Here is a 23006-nt window from a genome sequence, read left to right on the forward strand (position 1 = left end):
GCGGTACTTCACAAAACCGATAGCGGACACGCGCCCCCGGCGTCATTCTTGCCACTCCGCACTGCGTGCGTCGCGGTCCGATCGGCCAGGTAAACCAGGGGGTGACTCCCCTTCTGTGGGAGCCATCGGCCTCGTCTCGGCGATGTGCTAGTGGGAAATAAGGTCGGGTGAAGCTGGCTTGGTGAGCTTGCAAATGTGGTACTGCACGCAATGCAGAAACGCATAAACGGACGGGCTGCAGGTCACGGCACAGACAAAACCGCGCACGCCAGAATCACCCGCCGGTTTGGTGAAGCACCGCTGCGGCGCGCGCAGCGCCGCCGGAAGAATGACTGCCTTGTCACCAGCGCGGAATGTGCGAGGACACCGATTCCAGATGCTCCACTACCTCCTCCAAGCCAGGGGACCCGCTTAAGAATTAGCGGTGTGAGCCGCTTTCTTTTGCCTACTTTTCTTTGCGGCCGGCAAAGAAAAGTAGGTGCTCCCCCGCACAGGGGGAACGCTAATAGACCAATAACAAAGCAAGGAAAGGCCAACACCGCAGGCACAACAACCAAAGCGCCGCGCAGGCAAAAAACCTAAACCGCCATCACACCCCGCTTCCTCTCCGCTCTCTGCATAAAATAATTCCCCACCACCACCCCAACCGTGACAACGGCAATAAACAGTGTAGCGAGCGCATTCATCTCAGGATTCAACCCAAGCCGAACACGGGAAAACACCACCAGCGGCAAAGTAGTCGAGCCGGGACCCGACAGGAAGGCCGACAAAACCACATCGTCGATAGACAACGTAAAAGACAGCAACCACCCGGACACGAGCGCCTGCGAAATCAACGGCAACGTAATGGAGAAAAACACCCTGACCGGTGTAGCCCCAAGATCAAGCGCAGCTTCTTCAAGAGAAGGATGCAACTCCTTCACGCGAGACTGAACGATGATGGCCACATAAGAAATACACAGCATCACGTGTCCGATCCAGATCGTGAAAATGCCACGCCCGGCGGGCCATCCCAGCCACTTGGCCATTTCGATGAACAACAGCAACAGCGAAATCCCCTGAATCACCTCGGGAATCACCAGCGGCGCATTGATCATCCCGGTATAGAGCGCGAAGCCACGAAACCGCCCCATCCGCGCCAGCACAAACCCAGCCCATGTACCGATCACCACAGAAGCGAACGCCGTCAGCAACGCCACCCGCAAAGACAGCCACGCCGCCGCGATCAGTTCATCATCGCGCAGCAAAGCGGCATACCACCGCGTGGAAAACCGCGTCCACACCGTGACCAGCTGCGATTCGTTGAACGAATACACAACCAGACTCACGATCGGCACATACAGAAACAAAAAACCAATCCCCAATGCAATCAACTGCAAAATCCGGTTCGGCTTCATCAGCGCCCTTCCTCCATCGCCTTAGCCTGCGCGTACTGGAAAAACGCCATCGGCACCAATAACAACAACACCATCGCGCACGTCACGGCAGACGCCATCGGCCAATCGGCATTGTCGAAAAACTCATTCCACATCACACGGCCGATCATCAGCGTGTTCGCGCCGCCCAGCAATTCAGGAATCACGTACTCGCCCACCGCCGGAATGAACACCAGCAGGCAACCGGCGATGATGCCGTTCTTCGACAGCGGCAACGTGATCTGCCAGAACGCCTTCCACGGCTTTGCGCCGAGGTCGTAGGCGGCTTCCAGCAAGGTCATGTCCATCTTCACCAGGTGCGCATACAGCGGCATCACGAGGAACGGCAGGTACGAATACACCATGCCGATATAAACCGCGGCATTCGTGTGATACAGCTCGATGGGCGTATGAATCAGCCCGGTCGACATCAGGAAGTTGTTCAGCAAACCGTTGTTCTTCAGAATCCCGATCCACGCATACACGCGAATCAGAAACGACGTCCAGAACGGCAGCATCACCGCCATCATCAACAGATTGCGGCTCGCCGGATTCGATCGCGCGATGTAGTACGCCATCGGATAGCCGATCAACAAACACAGCAGGGTCGATACCGCCGCCACCACCACCGAATTCACGTAAGTCGCGAAATACAGGCTGTCGGTCAGCAGAAACGCATAATGCGAAAGATCGAGCGCGACGTGAACCACGCCGTCCGTATAGGTCGTCAGTTCCGTATAAGGCGGAATGCCGAGCTGCAGATCGGCGAAGCTGATCTTCACGACCAGCAGGAACGGTACGAGAAAAAACAGCAGCAGCCAGACGAACGGGCCGGCCACGACCGCCGTGCTGCCGGTCAGGTTGAAGCGCCGCACCGGCCACGCTGCCAGAGAACTCATCATGCGTTTCATGATGTCAGCACCACGCCGGCCGATGCGCTCCAGCGCACGTACACTGCGTCGCCCCAGGTGGGTGGATCGATTTCGCTCAATGCGAGACTCGTGACATTCGCGATCACCGTTTTACCGGCCTCGATCTTCACGTGATACAGCGAATAGCCACCCATGTAAGCGATATTCGTGACGACGCCCTTGCCCCAGTTGTACGCGCCTTCAGGCGGTTTGCGCGTCAGCGAGATGCGCTCGGGCCGCACCGAGATGGTCACAGGCATGCCGAGCGGACCGGTAATGCCGTGGCTCACGTAGAGGCGGCTCGGCAGATCGGGCGTCTCGATGAACACGTGATCGGGTTCGTCTTCGACGACGTTGCCTTCGAACAGATTGGTCGAGCCAATGAACTCGGCCGAAAAGCGGCAGTTAGGAAATTCGTAGACCTCGTGCGGCGTGCCGAGTTGCACGATCTCGCCTTCGCTCATCACGGCGAGGCGCGCGGCCATCGTCATGGCCTCTTCCTGATCGTGCGTCACCATGATGCAGGTCACGCCGACCTTGTCGAGAATGTTGACCAGTTCGATCTGCGTACGCTGACGAATCTGTTTGTCGAGCGCGGACATCGGCTCGTCGAGCAACAGCAGCTTCGGCCGCTTGACCAGCGAGCGCGCGAGCGCGACACGCTGCTGCTGCCCACCGGAGAGCTGATGCGGCTTGCGTTTGGCGAAGCGGCCCATCTGCACGAGTTCGAGCACGTCGTGCACGCGCTCTTTCATTTCGGCTTTCGGCACGCCTTCCTGTCTGAGACCGAAGGCGACGTTGGCCTCGACGCTCATGTGCGGAAACAGCGCATACGACTGGAACATCATGTTGATCGGCCGCCGGTACGGCGGCAACTGCGCAAGATCTTCACCGTCGATCAGGATCTTGCCCGAGGTCACGCTCTCGAGACCGGCCAGCATCCGCAGCAAGGTCGATTTGCCACAGCCGGAGCTGCCGAGCAGCGCGAACAACTCGCCCTTTTTCACCGACAGATTGACCTGCTTGACCGCCACGGTCTCGCCGAATTTCTTCACGACATCGACGATCTGGACGAAGTTATCCGCTGCGTCTTCGCCAACGGTGCTGAGGCCCGGGGACCGCAAGCCGGACCCTGGCAGCGCGCCCAACTGGTCGCTACTCATCATAATGCTGCTTCACTCCGGCGTTTGACGAACAAAGCCCCCGGCGGACACCGGGGGCTTCATGACGATACTTACCCGTTCAAAATGGCCGCGGGTTCAGCGGCCGGACTTGAATTCAGTCCACAGCCGCGTCTGCAGCCGCTGGATTTCCGGCGGCAGCGGCTTCAGCAGGAACAGCGTCTTGATGACCTCGGGCGGCGGATACACGGCCGGGTCGTTCGCCACGTCCTTGTCCACGTACTTGCGCGCCTCGAGGTTGGTGCTCGGATAGTAGACGGCGTTGGTGATCGCGGCGTGCACCTGCGGCGTTTCGATGTAGTTGATCCACTCGAGCGCAGCTTCCTTGTTCTTCGCGTCCTTCGGAATCGCCATGACGTCGAACCACACCGGCGCACCGCCCTTCGGAATGTAGTACTCGATCTTGTAGGCCTTCTTCGCTTCGACCGCGCGATGCTTGGCGATCACGACGTCGCCCGACCAGCCGTACGCGAAGCATATATCGCCGCCGACCAGGTCGTTGATATAGCCCGACGAGTTGAACTGCGTGATGTACGGGCGGATCTTCTTCATCATGGCGAGCGCGGCGCGGTAGTCGGCCGGGTTCGTGCTCATCGGATCCTTGCCGATGTAGTGCAGCGCGGCGGCGAACATCTGGTCCGGTGCGTCGAGCACGGATACGCCGCAGGCTTTCAGCTTCGAAATGTTTTCCGGCTTGAAGAGGACGTCCCAGTTGTCGAGCGGCACGTTCTTGCCGAGGATCTGCTGCGCCTTGGTGACGTTGTAGCCGAGGCCGGTCGTACCGTACGCCCAAGGCACCGTGTACTTGTTGCCCGGATCGGCGCCGGCCACCAGCGCCATCAGCGACGGGTCGAGGTATTTCAGGTTCGGCAGCTTCGATTTGTCGAGCGGCGCGAAGATGCCCGCGGCGATCTGCTTGCCGGCGTAATTGCTGGTCGGCACGACGATGTCGTAGCCGGAATTGCCGGTGAGAAGCTTGGCTTGCAGCGTATCGTCGCTGTCGTAGTTGTCGTATTTGACCTGGACGCCGGTCTGTTTGGTGAAGTTCGGGATGGTGTCCTTGGCAATGTAATCGGACCAGTTATACACGTTGAGCTGCGTGTCTTTTGCAGCGGCCGTCAACCAGGGCGTCGCACACAAGACCAGCGCCGCCACTTGCCCCACTACCCGTCTTTTCATTTCGTTCTCCGATCGTGGCCGGCCGAGCCGACCGCTTCCTCATTCACGCCGCGGTACAGCACGCGCGGCTCCCTGAAAAACCCGAAAACTACCACTAATTATTGCGCGCCTCAAAAAAAATGCCAGGCTGTCGCGCAAACGGCACAGCATAAGCCGTGCCGCTACAAAATCGGCGCAATTTTATCGGGTTATCGGCCCGTGTCTACTCGAAAAAAACGCAGGTGTCCGTCGCGGTGTTGTGCCGTTGTCACGTTATACCCGCTGTGTGCACTTTGGTTGGACAGCACTCCCATCAGCTGCCGGCGGCAAGCCAGCTGGTGCGGAGCCTGCAATTGCCTTGCGATCATGCCGTTGATTCGCTCGATCCACTTGCGAATGAAGCCGTTTTGTAAGCATTCTCACCTTTGCTGGGTCCGCAAGGCGCATACACCGCATCGGTTAACATAGCGGAACTCCGCTTCCCGCCCCAAGGTTTCCGATGGCTTCGAATCTCCACGATCTTCCCGACAGCCCGTGCATCGGCGTCTGCTCAACGCTCTTCGACGAAGTCTGCAAAGGCTGCGGCCGAACCGCCGCCGAAGTGTCCAATTGGGTGTTCCTCAGCGACGAGGAAAAACGCGCGGTGTGGGTCCGCATCGAGCAGGACGGCACGGCGATGCGCTTCAAGTACGACAAGCTGTAACCGCTGTCCGGCGCGGTTCGCGCTTGCAATAAGCGCTTGCAATAAAAAACGCCGGGAAATTCCGGCGTTTTTGCTTTTTTGAGCGCTGAGCCCAAGAGGCGGCAATCAGAACCGCATACCGACACCCAGACCGACCACCACCGGATCGATACTCAGCCGGCCGAGCGACTGACCGCCGAGCGATGTATCCGTGTGCATCCAGATCTTCTTGATGTCCGCGTTGACGAACAGCGACTTGGTCACCTGCACGTCGACGCCGGCTTGCAACGCCGGCCCGAAGCTGTGATTGGTGATCGAGATCGGCTGCCCGCCGGCGCTCAGGCCGTTGTTGTAGAAATACGTGTAATTGATACCCGCGCCGAGATACGGACGGATACGCCCAGCGTGATTGAAGTGATATTGCAGCAGCAGCGTGGGCGGCAGAACGTTCACGCCACCGAGATTGCCGAGGCTCGACGTGAGCTGATGGCGCGACGTGGCCAGAATCAGCTCGACGCCGAGGTAATCGCGGATCATGTACGTCAGATCCAGTTCCGGCACTATGGCGTTGTTGACGCCCACGTTCAACGCCGAAAGCGTTTGATTGGTCGTCACGTTCGGCATGATGCTGATCGCACGCAGACGCGCCAGTACGTCGCCGGCGTGAATGCCGCTCATCTGGTCGTCGCCAGCGGCGTGCGCTTGCTGAGCCAGCGCGGCCGCGCATAGCAGGCTCGATGCGACGGCGGCGGCCTTGATTCTGTTTCTGAGCGAGTGCTTCATGTTCTTCCCCGAGTGGTTGTTTGCCTGCGGAGATTGTCGAAGGTCTCGTCAGCCCGGACGTTGACGCGTATCAACCAAGCGAAAATGCCCACCGCCCTGCGACAGCCGGTCGCGTCACGCCGGTCAACAGCAATTCGATCAGATCGTGCACGCTGCGAATCGCGTTGCCGAACGGCAATGCTTCGCGGCCGCGGAAGAACAGACCATTGGCCACATCGCCGCGCAACGCCGCGGCCAGTCGCGTATCGATGCAGAAGTGGCCGAACTTCTCGATACCGTCGCGCAGGCCACAGACGCTCAGGCATTCGAGTGCCGTCGGACAGACATGCTTGAGCGTGCCGATCTTCTCGCGAATTTTTGTTTCGTTGCGCAGATAGCGCATCAGCCAGGGCGTTTTCACGGCGCGCGCGGGCAGTCCCGTGACGCTGACAAACTCGACGATGTCATCGGGCTTCGCGTCTGCCAGCACGCGCTTGAAGTCAGGATGCGCATCGCCTTCTTCGGTGACGGCAAATGGCGTGCCGAGTTGCACGCCGCTTGCACCCGCGTTCAACAGTTCGCGCACCGCTTCGTGGCTATTGATGCCGCCCGCGACGATCAACGGCACGTCTTTGCGATCCAGGCCGAGCGACGTGAATACCGCATCGAGTTCTTCGATGATGCGAAAAAAGTCGAAGCGCCGGTCGTGCAGGTCAGCGAGGTTGGTCACACCAAGGTGGCCGCCTGCGTGGGCCGGATGTTCGATCACGACGGCGTCCGGCAGACGGCCTTTTTTCATCCACTTCTTCAGCACCAGCGCAACGCCGCGACTGTCCGACAGGATGGGGATCAGCGCAATATCGCGGCCTTCGGTCATGTCGGGCAGATCGAGCGGCAGGCCCGCCCCCATCACGATCGCGTCGGCGCCGTTTTCGCAGGCGACGCGCACGTAGTCTGCTTGCGCGGTGACTGCCTTCATCACGTTGACGGCGATCATCCCGCGACCTTCGCTGATTGCTTTGGCGGAGTGGATTTCGCGGGCCAGCGCCGTGAGGTTGGCTTGTTCCAGGGTGGCCCGGTCCGGGGATTGACGGCAGAGTTCGATCAGATCGCGGTGATGATGGCGCAGGTCGATGCTGGCAATGGTCCCGAGTGCGCCTTCGCGGGCGACGCTGCCGGCGAGCCCGTGAGCGGAGATGCCGACGCCCATGCCGCCTTGCACGATCGGCAGTAGAGCGCGGCCGCGGATGGTTAGAGGCGGGAACGAGTGAGAGGTAAGCATGGATGGCGACCCGATGGATGGATTATCGAAGGCGTGATAATCGGTCGTCAGGCGCGGCTTGCGTTGCTTTGGGTCAAGGGATTGGTTTGCAGATCGGGTTTTCGTTCTGGTTAGTTGATGTCGGTCACTTCGTAGTGAGTTTTTTTGCCTGCGCCACGCCATAAAAAAAGCCCACTTCAAAGAAGCAGGCTTGACGACAAAAAGTGCGGCAACGAACGGCTTACTGCACGCCCTGGCTCAACAGGAAGTCTTCATAGTTACCGCCGAAGTCATTCAACGTCCCATCCGTGCGCACTTCGATGATCCGGTTCGCCAACCCGCTCACAAACTCACGATCGTGGGAAACGAAAATCAGCGTACCTTCGTACTTGTCAAGCGCGATCTGCAGCGACTCGATCGATTCCATGTCCATGTGGTTGGTCGGCTCGTCCATCAGCAGCACGTTGTGGCGGCCCAGCATCAGCTTGCCCCAGATCATGCGACCCTTCTCGCCGCCCGACAGCACCTTCACGGACTTGCGGATATCGTCGGCATTGAACAGCAGCCGGCCGAGCGTGCCGCGCACCATCTGCTCGTCGTCGCCTTCCTTGCGGTAGGTGTCGATCCACTCCATCAGCGTGACGTCGTTCGGAAACTCTTCGTACGTGTCCTGCGGCATGTAACCGGCATTCGCGTTTTCAGCCCACTTCACCGTGCCGTGATCGAGCGTGAGCTTGCCGAGCAGCGAGCGCAGCAGCGTGGTCTTACCCGCACCGTTCTCGCCGATGATCGCGATACGCTCGCCCGGCTGCACGCTGATGCTGAAATCGTTGAAGATCTGGCGCTCGTACTTCTTCGAAATCCTGTCGGCGACCACTGCGATGTTGTGCAGCTTCTTCTCGTACTCGAAGCGGATGAACGGGTTCTGCCGCGACGACGGCTTGAATTCCTCGATCTTGATCTTGTCGATCATCTTCAGACGGCTGGTGGCCTGACGCGCCTTCGACTTGTTGGCCGAGAAGCGGCGCACGAAGTCCTGCAGGTCGGCGACGCGCTCCTTCGCCTTCGCGTTGGCGTTCTGCTGACGCTCGCGCGCCTGCGTGCTGGCCAGCATGTAGTCGTCGTAATTGCCCGGATAGACCTTCAGCGTGCCGAAGTCCATGTCCGCCATGTGCGTGCAGACCTGGTTCAGGAAATGTCGATCGTGCGAGATGATGATCATCGTCGAGTTGTACTGGTTGAGCACGTCTTCCAGCCAACGGATCGAGTTGATGTCCAGGTTGTTGGTCGGTTCGTCCAGCAGCAGCACGTCCGGCTTCGAGAACAGCGCCTGCGCAAGCAGCACGCGCAGTTTCCAGCCCGGCGCGACGTTGCTCATCGGCCCGTTGTGGTCCTCGATCGCGATGCCGATGCCGAGCAGCAGTTCGCCCGCGCGCGCTTCGGCGGTGTAGCCGTCGTACTCGGCGAACTTCGCTTCGAGTTCGGCGGCGTGCATGTAGTCGTCGTCGGTGGCGTCCGGGTTCGCGTAGATTGCGTCGCGCTCGGTCATCGCGGCCCACATTTCGGTGTGGCCCATCATCACGACGTCGAGCACGCGCACGTCTTCGTACGCGAACTGATCCTGGCGCAACTTGCCCAGACGCACGTTCGGCTCGAGCATCACGTTGCCCGAACTCGGCTCCAGATCGCTGCCGAGGATCTTCATGAAGGTGGATTTACCGCAGCCGTTCGCACCGATCAGGCCATAGCGGTTCCCTTCCCCGAATTTGACCGAGATGTTCTCGAAGAGGGGCTTTGGCCCGAATTGCATGGTGATATTGGCGGTAGACAGCACGGCGCGTCCCTTTGAATGTGATATCGGCGAAAAACCGCATATTTTAGCAGGTTATCGCGAAATCAACCCGCACGCGCGCCTACCATCCGGCTTTAGCCGCCGCGCGGCGTCTGCAAAACGTCGATGAAGGCTGACAGATCGGCCTCGGCGAGGCCCATTGCCGCGCCCAGCCGCAACAGTTGCTGGACCGTCGACGCCACCGGCATCGGCGTACCGGTTTCGTAAGCGGTGGCCGCAACCGTGTCGATGTCTTTCTGGAACGTGCGGAACGCGCCGATCGGCGCGAGACCGTTTTGCGTCATGCGCGGCACGAAAATCTGCAACAGCACCGAATCGGCCCAACCGCCCGCGAGACCCTCGGTCAGTTTGGCGGCGTCGATGCCGCTGCGTTGCGCAAGACTCACCGCTTCGGCGATCGCCGCCAGCGTCGCGGTGACGATGGTCTGATTGCAGAGTTTGGCGGTCTGACCCGCGCCGACCTCCCCCATATGCGTGACGCGGGCCGCGTACGCGCCGAGCACCGGCCTGAGAGCCTCGACATCCGCCGAGGCGCCGCCGGCCATGACCGCCAGCGTGCCGGCCGCAGCGCCCGCGACCCCGCCCGACACCGGCGCATCGATCCAGCCGACGCCAGCGCCCTCGCCCACAACCGCCGCCGCGCGTTGCGCGAGCGCGCGCGTCGCCGCCGGCGGGATGCTGGAGTGGTCGACAATCCAGCGCACCCGGCCCGGTGCGCCGGCACTGAGCAGCCCCGCGTCACCGAACATCACCTCTTCGACCGCCGCTGCATCCGCGACGCACAACAGCACCGCTTCGCAGCGTGCGGCCAGCTCAAGCGGCGTATCGACGACCTGAGCGCCGTCCGCCAGCAGCGCTTGCGCTTTGGCCCGCGTGCGGTTCCAGACATGCACGGTATGCCCCGCACGCAGCAAATGCCGGATCATCGGCGCGCCCATCAATCCGGGACCGCAAAAACCAAGTTCCACTTTCGAGCCTCGTCAGGTTTCAGGTTGAGTGTGCGTGGACATGATAACGGCCGCGCCCGCCGCTGGCCGCGTTCCATTGCCTATACTTTTTTTGCACACCAACGAAGATCAAAGGAGGAAGTTCATGTCAGACCACGTCTACAAACAAATCGAGCTGACCGGTTCGTCGACCAAGTCGATCGACGACGCCATCAGCACCGCGATTACAAGAGCGTCCAAGACGTTGCGCAATTTGCACTGGTTCGAAGTCACGGAAACGCGGGGCCAGATCGAAAACGACAAGGTCGCGTACTGGCAGGTCACCATCAAGGTCGGCTTGCGCATCGACTAGGGTGTTACGCGCTCAACCCGAGCGGAATGCAAAGCAAAGCCTGAAGCAAAAAAAGCTGCGTCCGTACTGGACGCAGCTCCTTGCAGCAGCGGTTGCGGAAACCGTCGCCTGGTTGATCGCGACCCGGTCGATCGCGACCCGGTCGATCGCGACCCGGTCGATCGCGACCCGGTCGATCGTCGCGTACCTGCGTTACTTCGGCAGCGAACCGTCCACGCCTTCCACATACCAGTTCAGGCGCTGCAATTCCGGATCGGTCAGCGTCTTGCCGGCCGGCACCTTGACCGCGCCGCCCTGATCCTTGATCGGGCCCGTGAACACGTCCCACTTGCCGCCCGCCAGTTCATCGCGCTTCGCCGCCACCTGTTTCTGCGCGTCGGCCGGAATCGCCGACGTGTTCAGGTCTTCGAGATTGACGGCCTTTTGCGGAATGCCCCACCACACCGGGTCGTTCTTCCATTTGCCGTCCAGCACCTGCTGGATCGCCGCGTTGTAATACACGCCCCAGTGCGCGACCACCGAGCCGAGGTGGGCGTCAGGACCGAACTTCTTCATGTCCGAATCCCAGCCGAACGCATGCACGTGCTTCTCCGATGCGGTCGCGAGCGTCGCGCTCGAATCGGTGTTTTGCAGCAGCACGTCGGCGCCCTGGCCGATCAGCGTTTCAGCGGCCTGCTTTTCCTTGCCCGGGTCGAACCAGCTGTTGATCCAGATGACCTTGGTGTGCACCTTCGGATTCACCGAACGCGCGCCCAGCGTGTACGCGTTGATGTTGCGGATCACTTCGGGAATCGGCACCGAAGCGACGAAGCCGAGCGTGTTGGTCTTCGTCACGTAGCCCGCGGCGACGCCGGCCAGATACGCGCCCTGATACATGCGCACGTCGTAGGTGCCGAAGTTCGGCGCCTTCTTGTAGCCGGTTGCATGCAGGAACACCGTGTCCGGGAAGTCCTTCGCGACCTTCAGTTCGAAGTCCTGGTAGCCGAAGCTCGAACCGATGATGATCTTGTTGCCCTTGTTCGCCAGGTCGCGGAACACGCGCTCGGAGTCGGCCGATTCCGGCACGTTCTCGATGCGGGTGATCTTGATCTTGCTGCCGAACTTCGCTTCGGCTTCCTTCGAACCCTGGTCGTGCGCGAAGGTCCAGCCGGCATCGCCCGGGTTGCCGAGGTAGACGAACGCGACGCCCGGTGCGTCGGCGGCCCGTGCGGTTTGCGCAAGCGGTGCGGCGAGCGCCAGCGAGGCCGCGCCCCATGCGAAGGCGGTCAGCAGATTTCTTCTCTTCATGTTTTCTCCTGTCGTGTCTATCGGATGCGTGTTGCTCAAATGAGGGGAAACGTGTGGTCGGTCGACTAAGCCAACCGCGTCAGCCCGCCGAGAAAAACGGCTTGCCGAGCGATGCCGGTGCGTTCAGGCGAATCGTGTTCGGATTGCGCGAAATCAGCACCAGCACGACGACGGTCGCGACATACGGCAGCATCGCGAGGAATTGCGTCGGCACTGGCACGCCGATCGCCTGCGCGTAGAACTGCAAGCCGGTCACCGCGCCGAACAGCAGCGCGCCGATCAGCAGACGCCCCGGGCGCCACGTCGCGAACACCACGAGGGCGAGCGCAATCCAGCCGCGGCCCGAGGTGAGTTGCTCCTGCCACAAGTGCAGGTTGACGATCGAGTAATAACCGCCCGCGAGCCCTGCCATGCCGCCGCCGAAGGCCACGGCGCCATAGCGCACGCCGACCACGGGAAAGCCGACCGAGTGCGCGACTTGCGGCGATTCGCCGACCGAGCGCAACACCAGGCCCGCACGCGTGCGGTACAGGAACCAGCCGATCACGGCGAACATCAGGAACGCGAGGTAGTCGAGCGGCGTGAGGCTGAAAAGCGCGGGGCCGAGCACCGGAATCTTCGAGAGACCCGGAATGGTCCACGTGTCGATCGTCGCGCGCACGGCGGCCGACGTGTACGGCTTGCCGACATAGGCGGACAGGCCGATGCCGAAGATCGTCAGCGACAGGCCGGTGGCGACCTGGTTGGCGAGCATCGTCAGCGTGAGAAACGCGAACAGCAGCGACATCGCGAGACCCGCGCCGATCGCGGCGACCACGCCGAGCCACGGGTTGCCGGTAATCGCGGTGACCGCGTAGCCGGTGACCGCGCCCATCAGCATCATCCCTTCGACGCCGAGGTTGAGCACGCCCGATTTCTCGGTGACGAGTTCGCCTGCGCCCGCGAACATCAGCGGAATCGCGGCGGTAACGGCGCTCGAAGTGAGCGCGCTGGCTTGTTGAATATCCATGGAGATCCGGCGGGGAAAATCAGTGGGCCAATCAGTGAACTTGCGGGGCCAACGAACGGCGGCGCACGCGGTAGTTCACGAACAGGTCGGCGCCCAGCAGGCAGAACAGCAGCAGCCCCTGAAACACGCCGGAGAGCGCCTGCGGCAATTGCATCGAGGTCTGCACCGCTTCGCCGCCGAGGTACAGCAGCGCCATCAGCAGGCTGGCGAGCACGATGCCGAGCGGATGCAGCCGCCCGACGAACACCACGATGATCGCGGTGAAGCCATAGCCCGGCGACCACGTCGCCTGCAACTGGCCGATCGGGCCGGCGATCTCACCCATGCCGGCGAGGCCCGCCAGACCACCGCTGATCAGCAGCGACGTCCAGATGGTTTTCTTGTCGGAGAAACCGGCGTAGCGCGCGGCGAGCGGCGCGAGACCGCCGACGTTCATCCGGTAACCCGCGAAGCTCTTGCGCATGAACAGCCACACGAGCGGAATCGCGATCAGTGTGACGAACACCGACGCGTTCAGACGCGTGCCGCGCAACCATTTCCAATGCCAGTCGCCGGCGAACGTCGGGTACAGCGCGTCGCCGCTGAACATCTCCGAGAGCGGGAAGTTCATGCCCTGCGGATCGCGCCACGGGCCGCTCACCAGATAGATCAGCAACTGCGTCGCCACATACGTGAGCATCAGGCTGACGAGAATCTCATTGGTGTTGAAGCGGCTCTTCAGCAGCGCCGGAATCGCCGCCCACACCATCCCGCCGAACACACCGGCGATCATCATGGTCGGCAGGATCCACCAGCCGGTGGCCTGATCGAAATAGATCGCGACGCCGCTCGCGGCGATGCCGCCGAGCAGCATCTGCCCTTCAGCGCCGATATTCCAGACGTTCGCGCGATAACCGATCGCGAGGCCGAGGCCGATCAGGCACAAAGGCGACGCCTTCAGCAGCAGTTCGGACCAGCCGTTCACGCTCGCGAGCGGCTCGATGAAGAAGGCATGCATCGCCTGCAACGGATCGCGGCCGACGAGGCTGAAGATCAGGAAGCCGATCGCGAGCGTGAGCAACGCGGCAATCAGCGGCACGGCGATCTGCATCGTGCGCGAGGGCGTCGTGCGTGCTTCGAGTCGATACGGAAGAATCATGGGTAGCGTGTGATTTGTCTGGTTCTGGGTTTTAACGTGAGATCAAGCACCGGATCGGCGACCGGTCAGGCATGCGCCGGCTGTTCCGCCGAAGGCGCCGCCCCCTCGCGGTCGCCGAACAGGCCGGCCATCCAGCGGCCGATTTCCTCGGCGTTGGTCGCGCCGGTCGCACGCACCGGCGAGAGTCTGCCGCGCGCGAGCACCGCGATGCGATCGCAGATGTCGAACAACTCCTCCAGTTCCTCGGAAATCACCAGAATCGCCACGCCGCGCGCGGACAGATCGAGCAGCTGCTGCCGGATGAAGGCCGACGCGCCGACGTCGACGCCCCAGGTCGGCTGCGCGACCACCAGCACCTTGGGCGCCTGCAGGATCTCGCGGCCCATGATGTATTTCTGCAAATTGCCGCCGGAGAGACTTTGCGCCAGCGCTTCCGAACCGCCGCAACGCACGTCGAAGGCTTCGATGCAGCGTTTGGCGAAGCTGCGCATCGCACCCGCCTTGATCCAGCCGGCATTCACCATCTGCTGCCGATGCGCGGTCAGCAACGCGTTTTCCGACAGCGTCATCGCCGGCACTGCGCCGCGGCCGAGCCGCTCTTCCGGCACGAAACCGAAACCGAGGGCGCGCCGCCCGCCCGCGCCCATACGCCCCGCAGCCTTGCCGCAGATCGTGACCGCAGCGGCGCGCACGCCGCGCTTTTCGCCCGAGAGGGCCGACAGCAGTTCGGCCTGGCCGTTGCCCGACACGCCCGCGATGCCGAAGATCTCGCCGGCATGCACGCCGAACGAGACGTTGTCGAGCGAGGTGCCGAACGGATCGTCGCTCGCCACCGAGAGTTGCTTCACGTCGAGCAGCACGTCGCCCGGCTTGTGTTCACGCCTCGTGTAATCGGGCAGCGAATGACCGACCATCAATTGCGCGAGCGACGCGTGGGTTTCCTCTTTCGGCTTCACGTGACCGGTCACGCGGCCGCCGCGCATCACCGTCGCGGTGTCGCACAGTTCCTGGATTTCGTCGAGCTTGTGGCTGATGTAAAGGATGCTGCAGCCTTCGGCCGCGAGACGCCGCAGGGTCTCGAACAGCTTGCGCACCGCCTGCGGCGTCAGCACCGAAGTCGGCTCGTCCATGATCAGCAAGCGCGGGTTCTGCAGCAGGCAACGCACGATCTCGACGCGTTGCCGCTCGCCCACCGTCAGGCTATGCACGTGCCGCTGCGGGTCGATGTCGAGGCCGTAGTCGGCGGAAACTTCGCGGATGCGTTTGGCGAGCGCCTTCAGGTCGAACGGTTCGTCGAGCGCGAGCGCGATGTTTTCGCCGACGGTCAGCGTCTCGAACAGCGAGAAGTGCTGGAACACCATGCCGATGCCGAGCTTGCGCGCGGCCGCCGGGTTGGCGATCTCGACCGCCTCGCCTTCCCAGCGAATCTCGCCGGCGTCGGGCCGCACCGCGCCGTAGATGATCTTCATCAGCGTGCTTTTGCCGGCGCCGTTTTCGCCGAGCACGGCATGGATTTCACCGGGCGCGACGATCAGCGTGACGTCGTCGTTGGCGCGCACGGCCGGATATTGTTTGGTGATGCCCTCGAGCACCAACCGGGGCGCCGCCTGTTCCGGCCTGTGCGCCGGCTGCGCGGCGGCGCCGTCGCTATAAGAAGAGTCGCTCATGTGATTCCGTAGTACCTCGGAGACTGCCCGTTACGGCACGTCCGCACGCCCTGTCAGCGTGCGATCCGTCACCACAACCGGATGACAATACCTAATTCGACCCACTCAGTCGAGCCGTCAAAATTCCCCGCAAACCCGCGCCGCAGCGTGCTCTGCGGGTATCCCACTCTTGACGTGGTTTTGTGTTCATATTAAAAGCCATATACCCCCACGCCCGCTCGATCAGCCAGCACATATATTTCGGAGAAGTCATGAGTCAGCAACGCGAGGCGATCGATACCTATTTACTACGCGTCTTGCACACCCTGTTGATGGAGCGCAGCGTGACGCGCGCCGCCGTCAAACTCAATCAATCGCAACCCGCCATCAGCGCGGCGCTGCGCCGCTTGCGCGATATCACCGGCGACCCGCTGCTGGTGCGCGGCAAGTCCGGCATGGTGCCGACCGAGTACGGTCTGCGCCTGCTCGAACCGGTGCAGAACGCGCTGCGCGAGATCGAACGCATCAAGTTCCAGCAACACAACTTCGATCCGGCCACTTCGATCCGCTGCTACCGGATCGGCTGCCCGGACTACCTGAACGTGCTGTTCGTGCCGACGGTGGTCGAACGCTTTCGTCAGGCCGCGCCGAACGCGACGCTCGAGTTTCACTCGCTCGGGCCGGCCTTCGACTACGAACTGGCGCTCGAAGACGGCAAGCTCGACATCGTGGTCGGCAACTGGCCGGAGCCGCCGGAGCAATTGCACCTGTCGAATCTGTTCGTCGATCAGATCGTCTGCCTGATGAGTAACGCGCATCCGTTCGCCAAACGCGGCGGGCTGACGCTCGACCAGTACCTGAATGCGCCGCATCTTGCGCCGACTCCTTACTCGGTGGGCCAACGCGGCGCGATCGATGTGCATCTCGCGCGCGAGCGGTTAAAGCGTCATGTGGTCGTCACGTTGCCGTACTTCAATCTGGCGCCTTACGTGCTGATCAAGTCCGACCTGATCTTCACGACGACGCGCCTGTTTGCCGATTACTACGCCAAGTTCCTGCCGCTGACCGTGGTGCCCGCGCCGCTCGATTTCCCGCCGATGCAGTACTACCAGCTGTGGCACGAACGCGTCCATTACTCCGACGAAGTGCGCTGGCTGCGCAGTCTGGTTGCCGAAGCGACCAGGACGCTGATCGACAAACCTTAAGCTTCTTTGGTGATCTACCGGCATCCCTCATGCGTCATGGATGCCGATAGATTCACGCCTCGTGCTTTGCGCGACTACGCCGCCGCTTCGTAAAGCGTCTTCGCCAACCGGTTGTGTTGCTCGATGACCGGTCCGAGTTCCAGCGTCGTCAGTTGTCCATCTTTCACCACCACCTTGCCGCCGATCACGCTATGACTCACCTGCGACGGCGCGCAGAACACCAGCGCCGCGACCGGATCGTGCAAGGCGCCCGCAAACAGCGGCTGACGCAAATCGAACGACACGAAATCCGCCGCCATGCCCGGCGCCAATGCGCCGATATCGTCGCGGTCCAGCACCTTCGCGCCGCCTAGCGTCGCGATTTCCAAGGCTTCCCGCGCGGTCATCGCATCCGGACCGAAGCCGACCCGCTGCAACAGCAACGCCTGCCGCACTTCCGCGACCATTTGCGCACCGTCGTTCGACGCCGAACCGTCGACGCCCAGGCCCACCGGCACGCCCGCGAGACGCATTCGCCTGACCGGTGCAATGCCTGAAGCCAGCCGCATGTTCGAGCACGGACAATGCGCGACGCCGGTGCCGGTGCGGGCAAACAGCGCGATGCCCGCTTCGTCGAGTTGCACGCAGTGCGCATGCCAGACATCGTGACCGACCCAGCCGAGGTCTTCCGCATACTCGGCCGGCGTCATGCCGAACTTCTCGCGGCTGTACGCAATGTCGTTGACGTTCTCCGCAAGGTGCGTGTGCAGCGATACGCCGTAATGCCGCGCCATCTTCGCCGATTCGCGCATCAGATCGCGGCTCACCGAGAACGGCGAGCACGGCGCGACCACCACGCGCAGCATCGCGTAACGTCCTTCGTCGTGGTACGTCTCGATCAGACGCTGCGTGTCCTTCAGGATGTCCGCTTCACGCTCGACCACCGAATCCGGCGGCAAACCGCCGTCTTTCCGCCCTACGCTCATGCTGCCGCGAGCCGCGTGAAAACGCATGCCGATCCGGCGCGCCGCGGCGATGCTGTCGTCGAGGCGGCTGCCGTTCGGGTAGATGTACAAATGGTCGCTCGAGGTCGTGCAACCGGACAGCAGCAACTCGGCCATCGCCGTCAACGTCGAGACCTCGATCATCTCCGGCGTAAGGTTCGCCCATACCTTGTAGAGGCTGGTCAGCCAGCCGAACAACTCGGCGTCCTGGGCGGCGGGAATCGCCCGCGTCAGGCTCTGGTACATGTGGTGGTGCGTATTGACCAGCCCCGGAATCACCAGATGCCCACGCATGTCCAGCACTTCGTCGGCCGTTTGCGGCAGTTCCGCCGTCGGTCCGACCGCGACGATGCGGTTGTCCTCGATATACAGGCCGCCGTCGCGCAGTTCGCGCCGGGCGCCGTCCATCGTGACCAGCACGTCCGCGTGCCTGACCAGCATCGTTCTCTTTGGCTTGTTGGGTTCCAGACCCGCCTGCTCCATCGTCATTCGTTTCTCCGCTTCATTGCTTCCGTGCAAAGCCGTTCGAACGCGATGTGACGGCACGCCACCGTGCCGCCGCGTCCCGTCGAACGCCGTTGGCCCGGTTACCCAGCGTGCTTCCGCCGTCTTCGGGATCCCCCGAGGGGACTTCCTTCGGGGCGCCCCCCAAGAGGACATCCTTCGGAGCGTCCCCAAGAGGACTTCCTTCGGGCCGTGCGCGGCACTGCCGCGGCACAGGTGTAACCTTCGACGGCCAAAATAATGCTGACAACTCGCGCCAGTGCGATACCCGAGTTCACGCTGCCGATATAGTGGGCCATTTTTGGCGCCAGTACGATCCGCCGGTAAGGTCAAATGCACTGCAATCGTCGAACGAATCGACTCGATACGGCTTTCGACGGGCTGTCTGTCATGCGCCAGGTATTATCTTTCCTATCTCTCGCGCGCTGATGGGAACAACCTTTTTACAATGGCTGCCACGGCGCTCGCTTCAATTCGCCGACGGGTATGTAGCCACTGACGTGGAGCCTCGATCCGCCGCACACGTATCTGGATCGGGCTGCCGCCGAAACCTCGCATTCACATAAGGAAAATTGCGAATGGGAAAGCTCACTACCCACGTGCTCGACACCGCGAACGGCCGTCCCGGCGCGGGCATCAAGGTCGAACTCTTCGCGCTCTCAGGCGACACCCGCCGCGCGCTCAAAACCACCGTCACCAATGACGACGGCCGCTGCGACCAGCCGCTGCTCGAAGGCGATGCTTTGGTCGCGGGCGAATACGAACTCGTGTTCGGCGCCGGCGACTACTTCGCATCGATCGGCACGAAAGTGCCGGAGCCGCGCTTTGTCGACCGCGTCGTGCTGCGCTTCGGCGTGGCAGATGCCGGCGCGCACTATCACGTGCCGCTGCTGGTGTCGCCGTGGTCGTACAGCACCTATCGGGGCAGCTAAGGGACTGGCGACTCAACCCGCAGTTCCATAAAAAAACGGCGTCGTGCGAACTGGGCGCACCGCGTCTTTCGCCCTGAAAGAAGTCCCCTTGGGGGACACCCCGCAGTCTGCGCAGTGACGTCAAGCATGCCGACGACCCGCCGCCGGGTCCCAGAAGGCGCAAACGTCGTTGCGCGCACAATGAATCAGAAGTGGAGGAGTGTCATGGAAGGCTTTATCACCGACTGGCTGAATCTGGCAATTCGCTGGTTTCACGTCGTCGCCGCGATTGCATGGATCGGCGAGTCGTTCTATTTCGTCGCGCTGGACAACAGCCTGAAACCGCCACAGGACCCGAACCAGCGCAAGCGTGGCGTGTTCGGCGAACTGTGGCACGTGCATGGTGGCGGCTTCTACAACATGCAGAAGTACACCGTCGCGCCGCCGGAAATGCCGGAGGACCTGCACTGGTCGAAGTGGCCGTCGTACACGACGTGGCTGTCGGGCTTCGGTCTGTTCACCGTGCTGTATCTGTTCTCGCCGACCACGTATCTGATCGACAGGAACGTGCTCGATATGGGTCCGGTCGTCGCCATTGCGTCGGCACTCGGCTTCCTCGCCGCGGGCTGGATCGTCTACGACTCGCTGTGCCGGATCCTCGGCAATAAGGACAAAGTGCTCGGCATTTGCGTCGGCGCTTATGTGCTGATCGCGGCATGGCTCGCGTGCCACATCTTCGCGGGCCGCGCGGCTTACCTGATCATGGGCGCGATGCTCGCCACGAGCATGTCGGCGAACGTGTTCTTCGTGATCATTCCCGGCCAGCGCAAGATGGTCGACGCGATGCTCAAGGGCGACACGCCGAACCCGATCTACGGCAAGCGCGGCAAGCAACGTTCGGTGCACAACACATATTTCACGCTGCCGGTGGTGTTCGCGATGCTGTCGAACCACTACGCAATGACCTACACGCACCCGTACAACTGGGCCGTGCTGGTGATCATCATGCTGGCCGGCGCGCTGATTCGCCAGTTCTTCGTGATGCGTCACCGCGGTCAGGTGCTGTGGTATCTGCCGCTGGTCGGCATCGTGCTGATGTTCGCCGCTCTCTTCTGGACGATGCCGAAGCCGGTCGTGCCGCAGGCGCAAGCCGCGAATGCGCCGGTTGTCAAGGTGGCCGATATCGCGCCGGTGCTGCAACAGCGTTGCGTTGCGTGCCACTCGGCACATCCGACGATGATGGGCAGTGCGCCGGCCGGTGTGCTGCTCGATACGCCTGACGAAATCTCGCAGAACGCGCAGCGGATCTATCAGCAGGCGGTGACGTTGAAGGCCATGCCGCTGGGCAATGTGACACATATGACCGACGACGAGCGGATGAAGATCGCCGCCTGGTTTCAAGGCGGTGCGGTGAAGTGAAGACCGCGCCGGACCTCGCGCCCGGCTTTGTAAAACATGAAGCGGGCTTTTCGCACGAGCGGGAAGCCCGCTTTTTCTTTGCTGCTGTTTTGATGGTGGTGCTGCCGGGGCGTGACGCCTGAATTTGTATCCCAAAGGACACATAAATGCGAAAGTTAAGTTATTTGTAGCCCACGGTTTATCAGCCGACAATATAGCCCTTAGGCTACAACATTTCCTTAATATCACCAAACAGATGCCCTAGGGCTACAAATGACCACCCTTGCTGACGTCTCTGACATGCTGAAGGCCGTACGGCGCGAAAGCAGCCTGTCGCAGGATGAATTGGCGCGGCGTGCCGGCGTCGCCCGCACCACGGTCGCGCGCATGGAAACGCTCGCCAGAAACGACATGAGCGTGTCGGTTTTCGTACGCCTGCTCGAAGCAGCGGGCTACGACCTCAAGGTCGTCGCGCATGGACATGGGCGCACGCTCGAGGACATCCTGGCGGAGCAACGCATGCCGGATTCGCGCTCATGAGGCTCGACGTTCAGGTTCTGGGCAAGAACGTCGCTACGCTGTTCCGCGAGCGCGACGACTATGTCCTCAAATACAACCGCGACGCAGCGGCGACCGACTTCGTCAGCCTCGCGATGCCGGTGCGAGAACAAGCCTGGCGCTGGCCGCGCGACCTGCACCCGTTTTTCCGGCAGAACCTGCCGGAGGGTTATCTGCTGAATCTGATCCGCGAGCAATTCGGTCCTTTGCGTCCCGCAAACGCAAAAAGCCCACAGCATCCGCTGGGGGCTTTTTGCATAAACCACCCGTTCAACAATACGCCGAAGCAACCAGCCTCAAACCGTCACCGCGTTCAATACATCTTCGGTGAGCCAGAGCGACTCGGCCAGATCCTGCTCATTGAGATTGAGCCCATCCCCGCCACGGTCGACGACGATGAAGTCGCTCACGTCACCCAACGCGATCAGCGGATGGTGCCACACGCCCTTCGCATAGTTGACGCCCTGCCAGCCGCTCGTCACGAACGCACGAATCTGCGACGCATCCAGCTCGCCCGCCGGCGCCACGACCACCAGATAGGGCCTGTCGTTCAACGGCACGAACGCCTGACTGCCGAGCGGATGGCGCTCGAGCATCTTCACTTCGAACGGCAGCGTGCGCGGCTGCCCGCGAAACAGGTTCACCAGCGTGCGGCCGTTCTCGTCGGTCACGTCCACCTTCGCCAGGTCGTGGTAACGGATCGTGGTGCCGAGGTTGATCGGAATCTGCTTCGCGCCTTCGAGTTCGATCACGTCGCCGAACGGGGCAAACGCTTCCTTCGTCAACGGTTCGATAGCCAGCGTTTTCATCATGCGAGCGTGCCCCACAGACGCAGACGCGACACGCCGCCGTCCGGAATGATGTTGAAGCGCACGTGCGTCACGGGACCCAGCGCGGCGATTTCGCTCTCGAAGTCATGCTGTTTGTCCATCTGCAGCTTCTGTTCACCGAGCAGCACCGGCCAGAACATCGCCTGCGTGATCAGCGAGCTATCTGTGCCGCCGGTCACATACGCGGCCTGAATCGAGCAACGGTCCGGATAGTTGCCCTTGAAGTGCGCCGTATCCACTTCGATCTTCCTGATCACGCCCGGCTGCGCCAGCGCGACAATCGCCCAGTCGTTGCCCGGCTCGCGGCGGCGGCGCGTTTCCCAGCCGTCGCCCATGTTCACGCCACGGCCCGGCATCAGGATCGTCGACGCGGCGCCGAAGTGCTGGTTGTTCGCGGCGACCAGATACGCGCCGTTTTCCATCGCCGCCAGATCGAACTGCTCCGTGCGGCTCGCGCCTGCCCAATCGACTTGCGGCTGACCGTACACGCGCAGACGCGCGATGCCGCCGTCCGGGTATATGTTCACGCGCAGGTGCGTGTAAGCGCTGGTGTCGCCGACTTCGTGATAGTGATGGCTGTTGCCTTGCAGCGTGGTCGACGGGACGATTTCCGTCCATTGCGTCGACTGATCCGGCACACCGTCCACCACGCGCGCGGCTTCCACCGAAGCCGCCGGCGGGAAGTTACCCGTGAAGTGGCTGGTGTCGAGATCGAGCCCCTTGATCACGCCCGCACGCGCGAGCTTGACGACGCACCAGTCGTAGCCGGTGGCCCGCTTGCGGCGCGTCTCCCAGCCGTCCATCCACTTGCCGTTGTCGTCGTACTTGCGGGGAATGAAGACAGCCGGTTCCGGATTCAGCATGCGCTCCTTCGGCGCGAAGAAATCGTCGCTGGCCTCGAGCGCCTGCGCGCCCAGACGCGGGTCCGCGAGGTTCACATAGCGGCGCGTAAAGTCCGGTGCGTTGGGGTCGAGAATCGGCAGTGCCATCTTTGTCTTCCTTAATGTTTGCTAGTG

General features: G+C 62.1%; 22 protein-coding genes and 1 pseudogene. 8 read left to right on the forward strand and 15 right to left on the reverse strand.

What is annotated here, in order from left to right:
- Window positions 1–578: 578 nt before the first annotated feature.
- The 4 genes from SB772_RS35590 to SB772_RS35605 all read right to left on the reverse strand — a co-directional run bounded on the left by SB772_RS35590 (window position 579) and on the right by SB772_RS35605 (window position 4686).
- A complete protein-coding gene (locus tag SB772_RS35590; RefSeq protein WP_410837808.1) occupies window positions 579–1397 on the reverse strand; it encodes an ABC transporter permease subunit in 819 nt (272 codons plus the stop codon).
- Window positions 1397–2326, reverse strand: a complete 930-nt coding sequence (locus tag SB772_RS35595; RefSeq protein WP_410837809.1) for an ABC transporter permease subunit — start codon at window positions 2324–2326, stop codon at window positions 1397–1399. The genes SB772_RS35590 and SB772_RS35595 overlap by 1 nt, the downstream gene beginning before the upstream one ends.
- Window positions 2323–3489: an ABC transporter ATP-binding protein gene (locus tag SB772_RS35600; RefSeq protein WP_410837839.1), complete on the reverse strand. Its 1167-nt coding sequence runs from the start codon at window positions 3487–3489 to the stop codon at window positions 2323–2325. The genes SB772_RS35595 and SB772_RS35600 overlap by 4 nt, the downstream gene beginning before the upstream one ends.
- Before the next feature lie 96 nt (window positions 3490–3585).
- Window positions 3586–4686, reverse strand: coding sequence for a polyamine ABC transporter substrate-binding protein (locus SB772_RS35605; RefSeq protein WP_410837810.1), 1101 nt, complete (start codon window positions 4684–4686; stop codon window positions 3586–3588).
- A gap of 478 nt (window positions 4687–5164) precedes the next feature.
- On the opposite strand from SB772_RS35605, the gene SB772_RS35610 reads away from it, so the two are divergent.
- Window positions 5165–5368: a DUF1289 domain-containing protein gene (locus SB772_RS35610; RefSeq protein WP_410837811.1), complete on the forward strand. Its 204-nt coding sequence runs from the start codon at window positions 5165–5167 to the stop codon at window positions 5366–5368.
- 105 nt (window positions 5369–5473) lie between these two features.
- On the opposite strand, the gene SB772_RS35615 is transcribed toward SB772_RS35610, so the two are convergent.
- The 4 genes from SB772_RS35615 to SB772_RS35630 form a co-directional block, all read right to left on the reverse strand.
- Window positions 5474–6130: an OmpW/AlkL family protein gene (locus SB772_RS35615; RefSeq protein WP_410837812.1), complete on the reverse strand. Its 657-nt coding sequence runs from the start codon at window positions 6128–6130 to the stop codon at window positions 5474–5476.
- A gap of 70 nt (window positions 6131–6200) precedes the next feature.
- Complete coding sequence (locus SB772_RS35620; RefSeq protein WP_410837813.1) at window positions 6201–7391, reverse strand: NAD(P)H-dependent flavin oxidoreductase; 1191 nt, start codon at window positions 7389–7391, stop codon at window positions 6201–6203.
- A gap of 220 nt (window positions 7392–7611) precedes the next feature.
- The gene (locus tag SB772_RS35625; RefSeq protein WP_410837814.1) at window positions 7612–9204 is read right to left on the reverse strand and encodes an ABC-F family ATPase; all 1593 of its coding nucleotides are present in this window, start codon (window positions 9202–9204) and stop codon (window positions 7612–7614) included.
- A 92-nt stretch (window positions 9205–9296) separates the two neighbouring features.
- A complete protein-coding gene (locus SB772_RS35630) occupies window positions 9297–10190 on the reverse strand; it encodes an NAD(P)-dependent oxidoreductase (RefSeq protein WP_410837815.1) in 894 nt (297 codons plus the stop codon).
- A gap of 124 nt (window positions 10191–10314) precedes the next feature.
- On the opposite strand from SB772_RS35630, the gene SB772_RS35635 reads away from it, so the two are divergent.
- On the forward strand, window positions 10315–10521 hold the full coding sequence (locus tag SB772_RS35635; RefSeq protein WP_410837816.1) for a dodecin: 207 nt from the start codon (window positions 10315–10317) through the stop codon (window positions 10519–10521).
- Between the two features lie 192 nt (window positions 10522–10713).
- Here SB772_RS35635 and SB772_RS35640 read toward each other — a convergent pair whose 3' ends face one another.
- From SB772_RS35640 to SB772_RS35655, 4 genes are all read right to left on the reverse strand, one after another.
- On the reverse strand, window positions 10714–11808 hold the full coding sequence (locus SB772_RS35640; protein ID WP_410837817.1) for a BMP family ABC transporter substrate-binding protein: 1095 nt from the start codon (window positions 11806–11808) through the stop codon (window positions 10714–10716).
- A gap of 79 nt (window positions 11809–11887) precedes the next feature.
- On the reverse strand, window positions 11888–12817 hold the full coding sequence (locus SB772_RS35645; RefSeq protein ID WP_341315479.1) for an ABC transporter permease: 930 nt from the start codon (window positions 12815–12817) through the stop codon (window positions 11888–11890).
- 31 nt (window positions 12818–12848) lie between these two features.
- Window positions 12849–13955, reverse strand: coding sequence for an ABC transporter permease (locus SB772_RS35650; protein WP_410837818.1), 1107 nt, complete (start codon window positions 13953–13955; stop codon window positions 12849–12851).
- Between the two features lie 65 nt (window positions 13956–14020).
- On the reverse strand, window positions 14021–15622 hold the full coding sequence (locus tag SB772_RS35655) for an ABC transporter ATP-binding protein (RefSeq protein ID WP_410837819.1): 1602 nt from the start codon (window positions 15620–15622) through the stop codon (window positions 14021–14023).
- Between the two features lie 251 nt (window positions 15623–15873).
- Here SB772_RS35655 and SB772_RS35660 point away from each other — a divergent pair, with 251 nt between their 5' ends.
- On the forward strand, window positions 15874–16806 hold the full coding sequence (locus tag SB772_RS35660; protein WP_007181594.1) for a LysR substrate-binding domain-containing protein: 933 nt from the start codon (window positions 15874–15876) through the stop codon (window positions 16804–16806).
- Between the two features lie 74 nt (window positions 16807–16880).
- Here the strand turns inward: SB772_RS35660 and SB772_RS35665 are convergent, their stop codons facing one another.
- The gene (locus tag SB772_RS35665; RefSeq protein WP_410837820.1) at window positions 16881–18278 is read right to left on the reverse strand and encodes an 8-oxoguanine deaminase; all 1398 of its coding nucleotides are present in this window, start codon (window positions 18276–18278) and stop codon (window positions 16881–16883) included.
- 593 nt (window positions 18279–18871) lie between these two features.
- On the opposite strand from SB772_RS35665, the gene uraH reads away from it, so the two are divergent.
- The 5 genes and pseudogenes from uraH to SB772_RS35690 form a co-directional block, all read left to right on the forward strand.
- Window positions 18872–19225 (forward strand): hydroxyisourate hydrolase, encoded by a 354-nt coding sequence (gene uraH, locus SB772_RS35670; protein WP_341315475.1) that lies wholly within the window; start codon window positions 18872–18874, stop codon window positions 19223–19225.
- Between the two features lie 204 nt (window positions 19226–19429).
- Window positions 19430–20623: a urate hydroxylase PuuD gene (locus tag SB772_RS35675; protein WP_410837821.1), complete on the forward strand. Its 1194-nt coding sequence runs from the start codon at window positions 19430–19432 to the stop codon at window positions 20621–20623.
- On the forward strand, window positions 20620–20745 hold the full coding sequence (locus SB772_RS35680) for a hypothetical protein (protein WP_410837822.1): 126 nt from the start codon (window positions 20620–20622) through the stop codon (window positions 20743–20745). Before SB772_RS35675 ends, SB772_RS35680 begins: the two co-directional genes overlap by 4 nt.
- A gap of 130 nt (window positions 20746–20875) precedes the next feature.
- Window positions 20876–21142: a helix-turn-helix domain-containing protein gene (locus SB772_RS35685; protein WP_410837823.1), complete on the forward strand. Its 267-nt coding sequence runs from the start codon at window positions 20876–20878 to the stop codon at window positions 21140–21142.
- Window positions 21139–21369, forward strand: a pseudogene (locus SB772_RS35690) (HipA N-terminal domain-containing protein); the annotation flags it as partial. The gene SB772_RS35685 and the pseudogene SB772_RS35690, both read left to right, overlap by 4 nt.
- A gap of 87 nt (window positions 21370–21456) precedes the next feature.
- Here the strand turns inward: SB772_RS35690 and SB772_RS35695 are convergent.
- Together SB772_RS35695 and alc are read right to left on the reverse strand one after the other, a co-directional pair.
- Window positions 21457–21969, reverse strand: coding sequence for an ureidoglycolate lyase (locus SB772_RS35695; RefSeq protein ID WP_410837840.1), 513 nt, complete (start codon window positions 21967–21969; stop codon window positions 21457–21459).
- Window positions 21969–22979: an allantoicase gene (alc, locus tag SB772_RS35700; protein WP_410837824.1), complete on the reverse strand. Its 1011-nt coding sequence runs from the start codon at window positions 22977–22979 to the stop codon at window positions 21969–21971. Before alc ends, SB772_RS35695 begins: the two co-directional genes overlap by 1 nt.
- Window positions 22980–23006 lie beyond the last annotated feature (27 nt).

The sequence above is a fragment of the Paraburkholderia sp. SIMBA_030 genome (assembly GCF_046535245.1).
Classification (GTDB): domain Bacteria; phylum Pseudomonadota; class Gammaproteobacteria; order Burkholderiales; family Burkholderiaceae; genus Paraburkholderia.

Excerpts from the sequence above, each read along its gene's own strand:
- alc (WP_410837824.1), bottom strand. The coding sequence starts at position 22,979 with ATGGCACTGCCGATTCTCGACCCCAACGCACCGGACTTTACGCGCCGC.
- SB772_RS35685 (WP_410837823.1), top strand. The coding sequence starts at position 20,876 with ATGACCACCCTTGCTGACGTCTCTGACATGCTGAAGGCCGTACGGCGC.
- SB772_RS35635 (WP_410837816.1), top strand. The coding sequence starts at position 10,315 with ATGTCAGACCACGTCTACAAACAAATCGAGCTGACCGGTTCGTCGACC.
- SB772_RS35600 (WP_410837839.1), bottom strand. The coding sequence starts at position 3,489 with ATGAGTAGCGACCAGTTGGGCGCGCTGCCAGGGTCCGGCTTGCGGTCC.
- SB772_RS35660 (WP_007181594.1), top strand. The coding sequence starts at position 15,874 with ATGAGTCAGCAACGCGAGGCGATCGATACCTATTTACTACGCGTCTTG.
- SB772_RS35640 (WP_410837817.1), bottom strand. The coding sequence starts at position 11,808 with ATGAAGAGAAGAAATCTGCTGACCGCCTTCGCATGGGGCGCGGCCTCG.
- SB772_RS35610 (WP_410837811.1), top strand. The coding sequence starts at position 5,165 with ATGGCTTCGAATCTCCACGATCTTCCCGACAGCCCGTGCATCGGCGTC.
- SB772_RS35590 (WP_410837808.1), bottom strand. The coding sequence starts at position 1,397 with ATGAAGCCGAACCGGATTTTGCAGTTGATTGCATTGGGGATTGGTTTT.
- uraH (WP_341315475.1), top strand. The coding sequence starts at position 18,872 with ATGGGAAAGCTCACTACCCACGTGCTCGACACCGCGAACGGCCGTCCC.
- SB772_RS35695 (WP_410837840.1), bottom strand. The coding sequence starts at position 21,969 with ATGAAAACGCTGGCTATCGAACCGTTGACGAAGGAAGCGTTTGCCCCG.
- SB772_RS35605 (WP_410837810.1), bottom strand. The coding sequence starts at position 4,686 with ATGAAAAGACGGGTAGTGGGGCAAGTGGCGGCGCTGGTCTTGTGTGCG.
- SB772_RS35665 (WP_410837820.1), bottom strand. The coding sequence starts at position 18,278 with ATGACGATGGAGCAGGCGGGTCTGGAACCCAACAAGCCAAAGAGAACG.
- SB772_RS35645 (WP_341315479.1), bottom strand. The coding sequence starts at position 12,817 with ATGGATATTCAACAAGCCAGCGCGCTCACTTCGAGCGCCGTTACCGCC.
- SB772_RS35595 (WP_410837809.1), bottom strand. The coding sequence starts at position 2,326 with ATGAAACGCATGATGAGTTCTCTGGCAGCGTGGCCGGTGCGGCGCTTC.
- SB772_RS35620 (WP_410837813.1), bottom strand. The coding sequence starts at position 7,391 with ATGCTTACCTCTCACTCGTTCCCGCCTCTAACCATCCGCGGCCGCGCT.
- SB772_RS35615 (WP_410837812.1), bottom strand. The coding sequence starts at position 6,130 with ATGAAGCACTCGCTCAGAAACAGAATCAAGGCCGCCGCCGTCGCATCG.
- SB772_RS35650 (WP_410837818.1), bottom strand. The coding sequence starts at position 13,955 with ATGATTCTTCCGTATCGACTCGAAGCACGCACGACGCCCTCGCGCACG.
- SB772_RS35655 (WP_410837819.1), bottom strand. The coding sequence starts at position 15,622 with ATGAGCGACTCTTCTTATAGCGACGGCGCCGCCGCGCAGCCGGCGCAC.
- SB772_RS35675 (WP_410837821.1), top strand. The coding sequence starts at position 19,430 with ATGGAAGGCTTTATCACCGACTGGCTGAATCTGGCAATTCGCTGGTTT.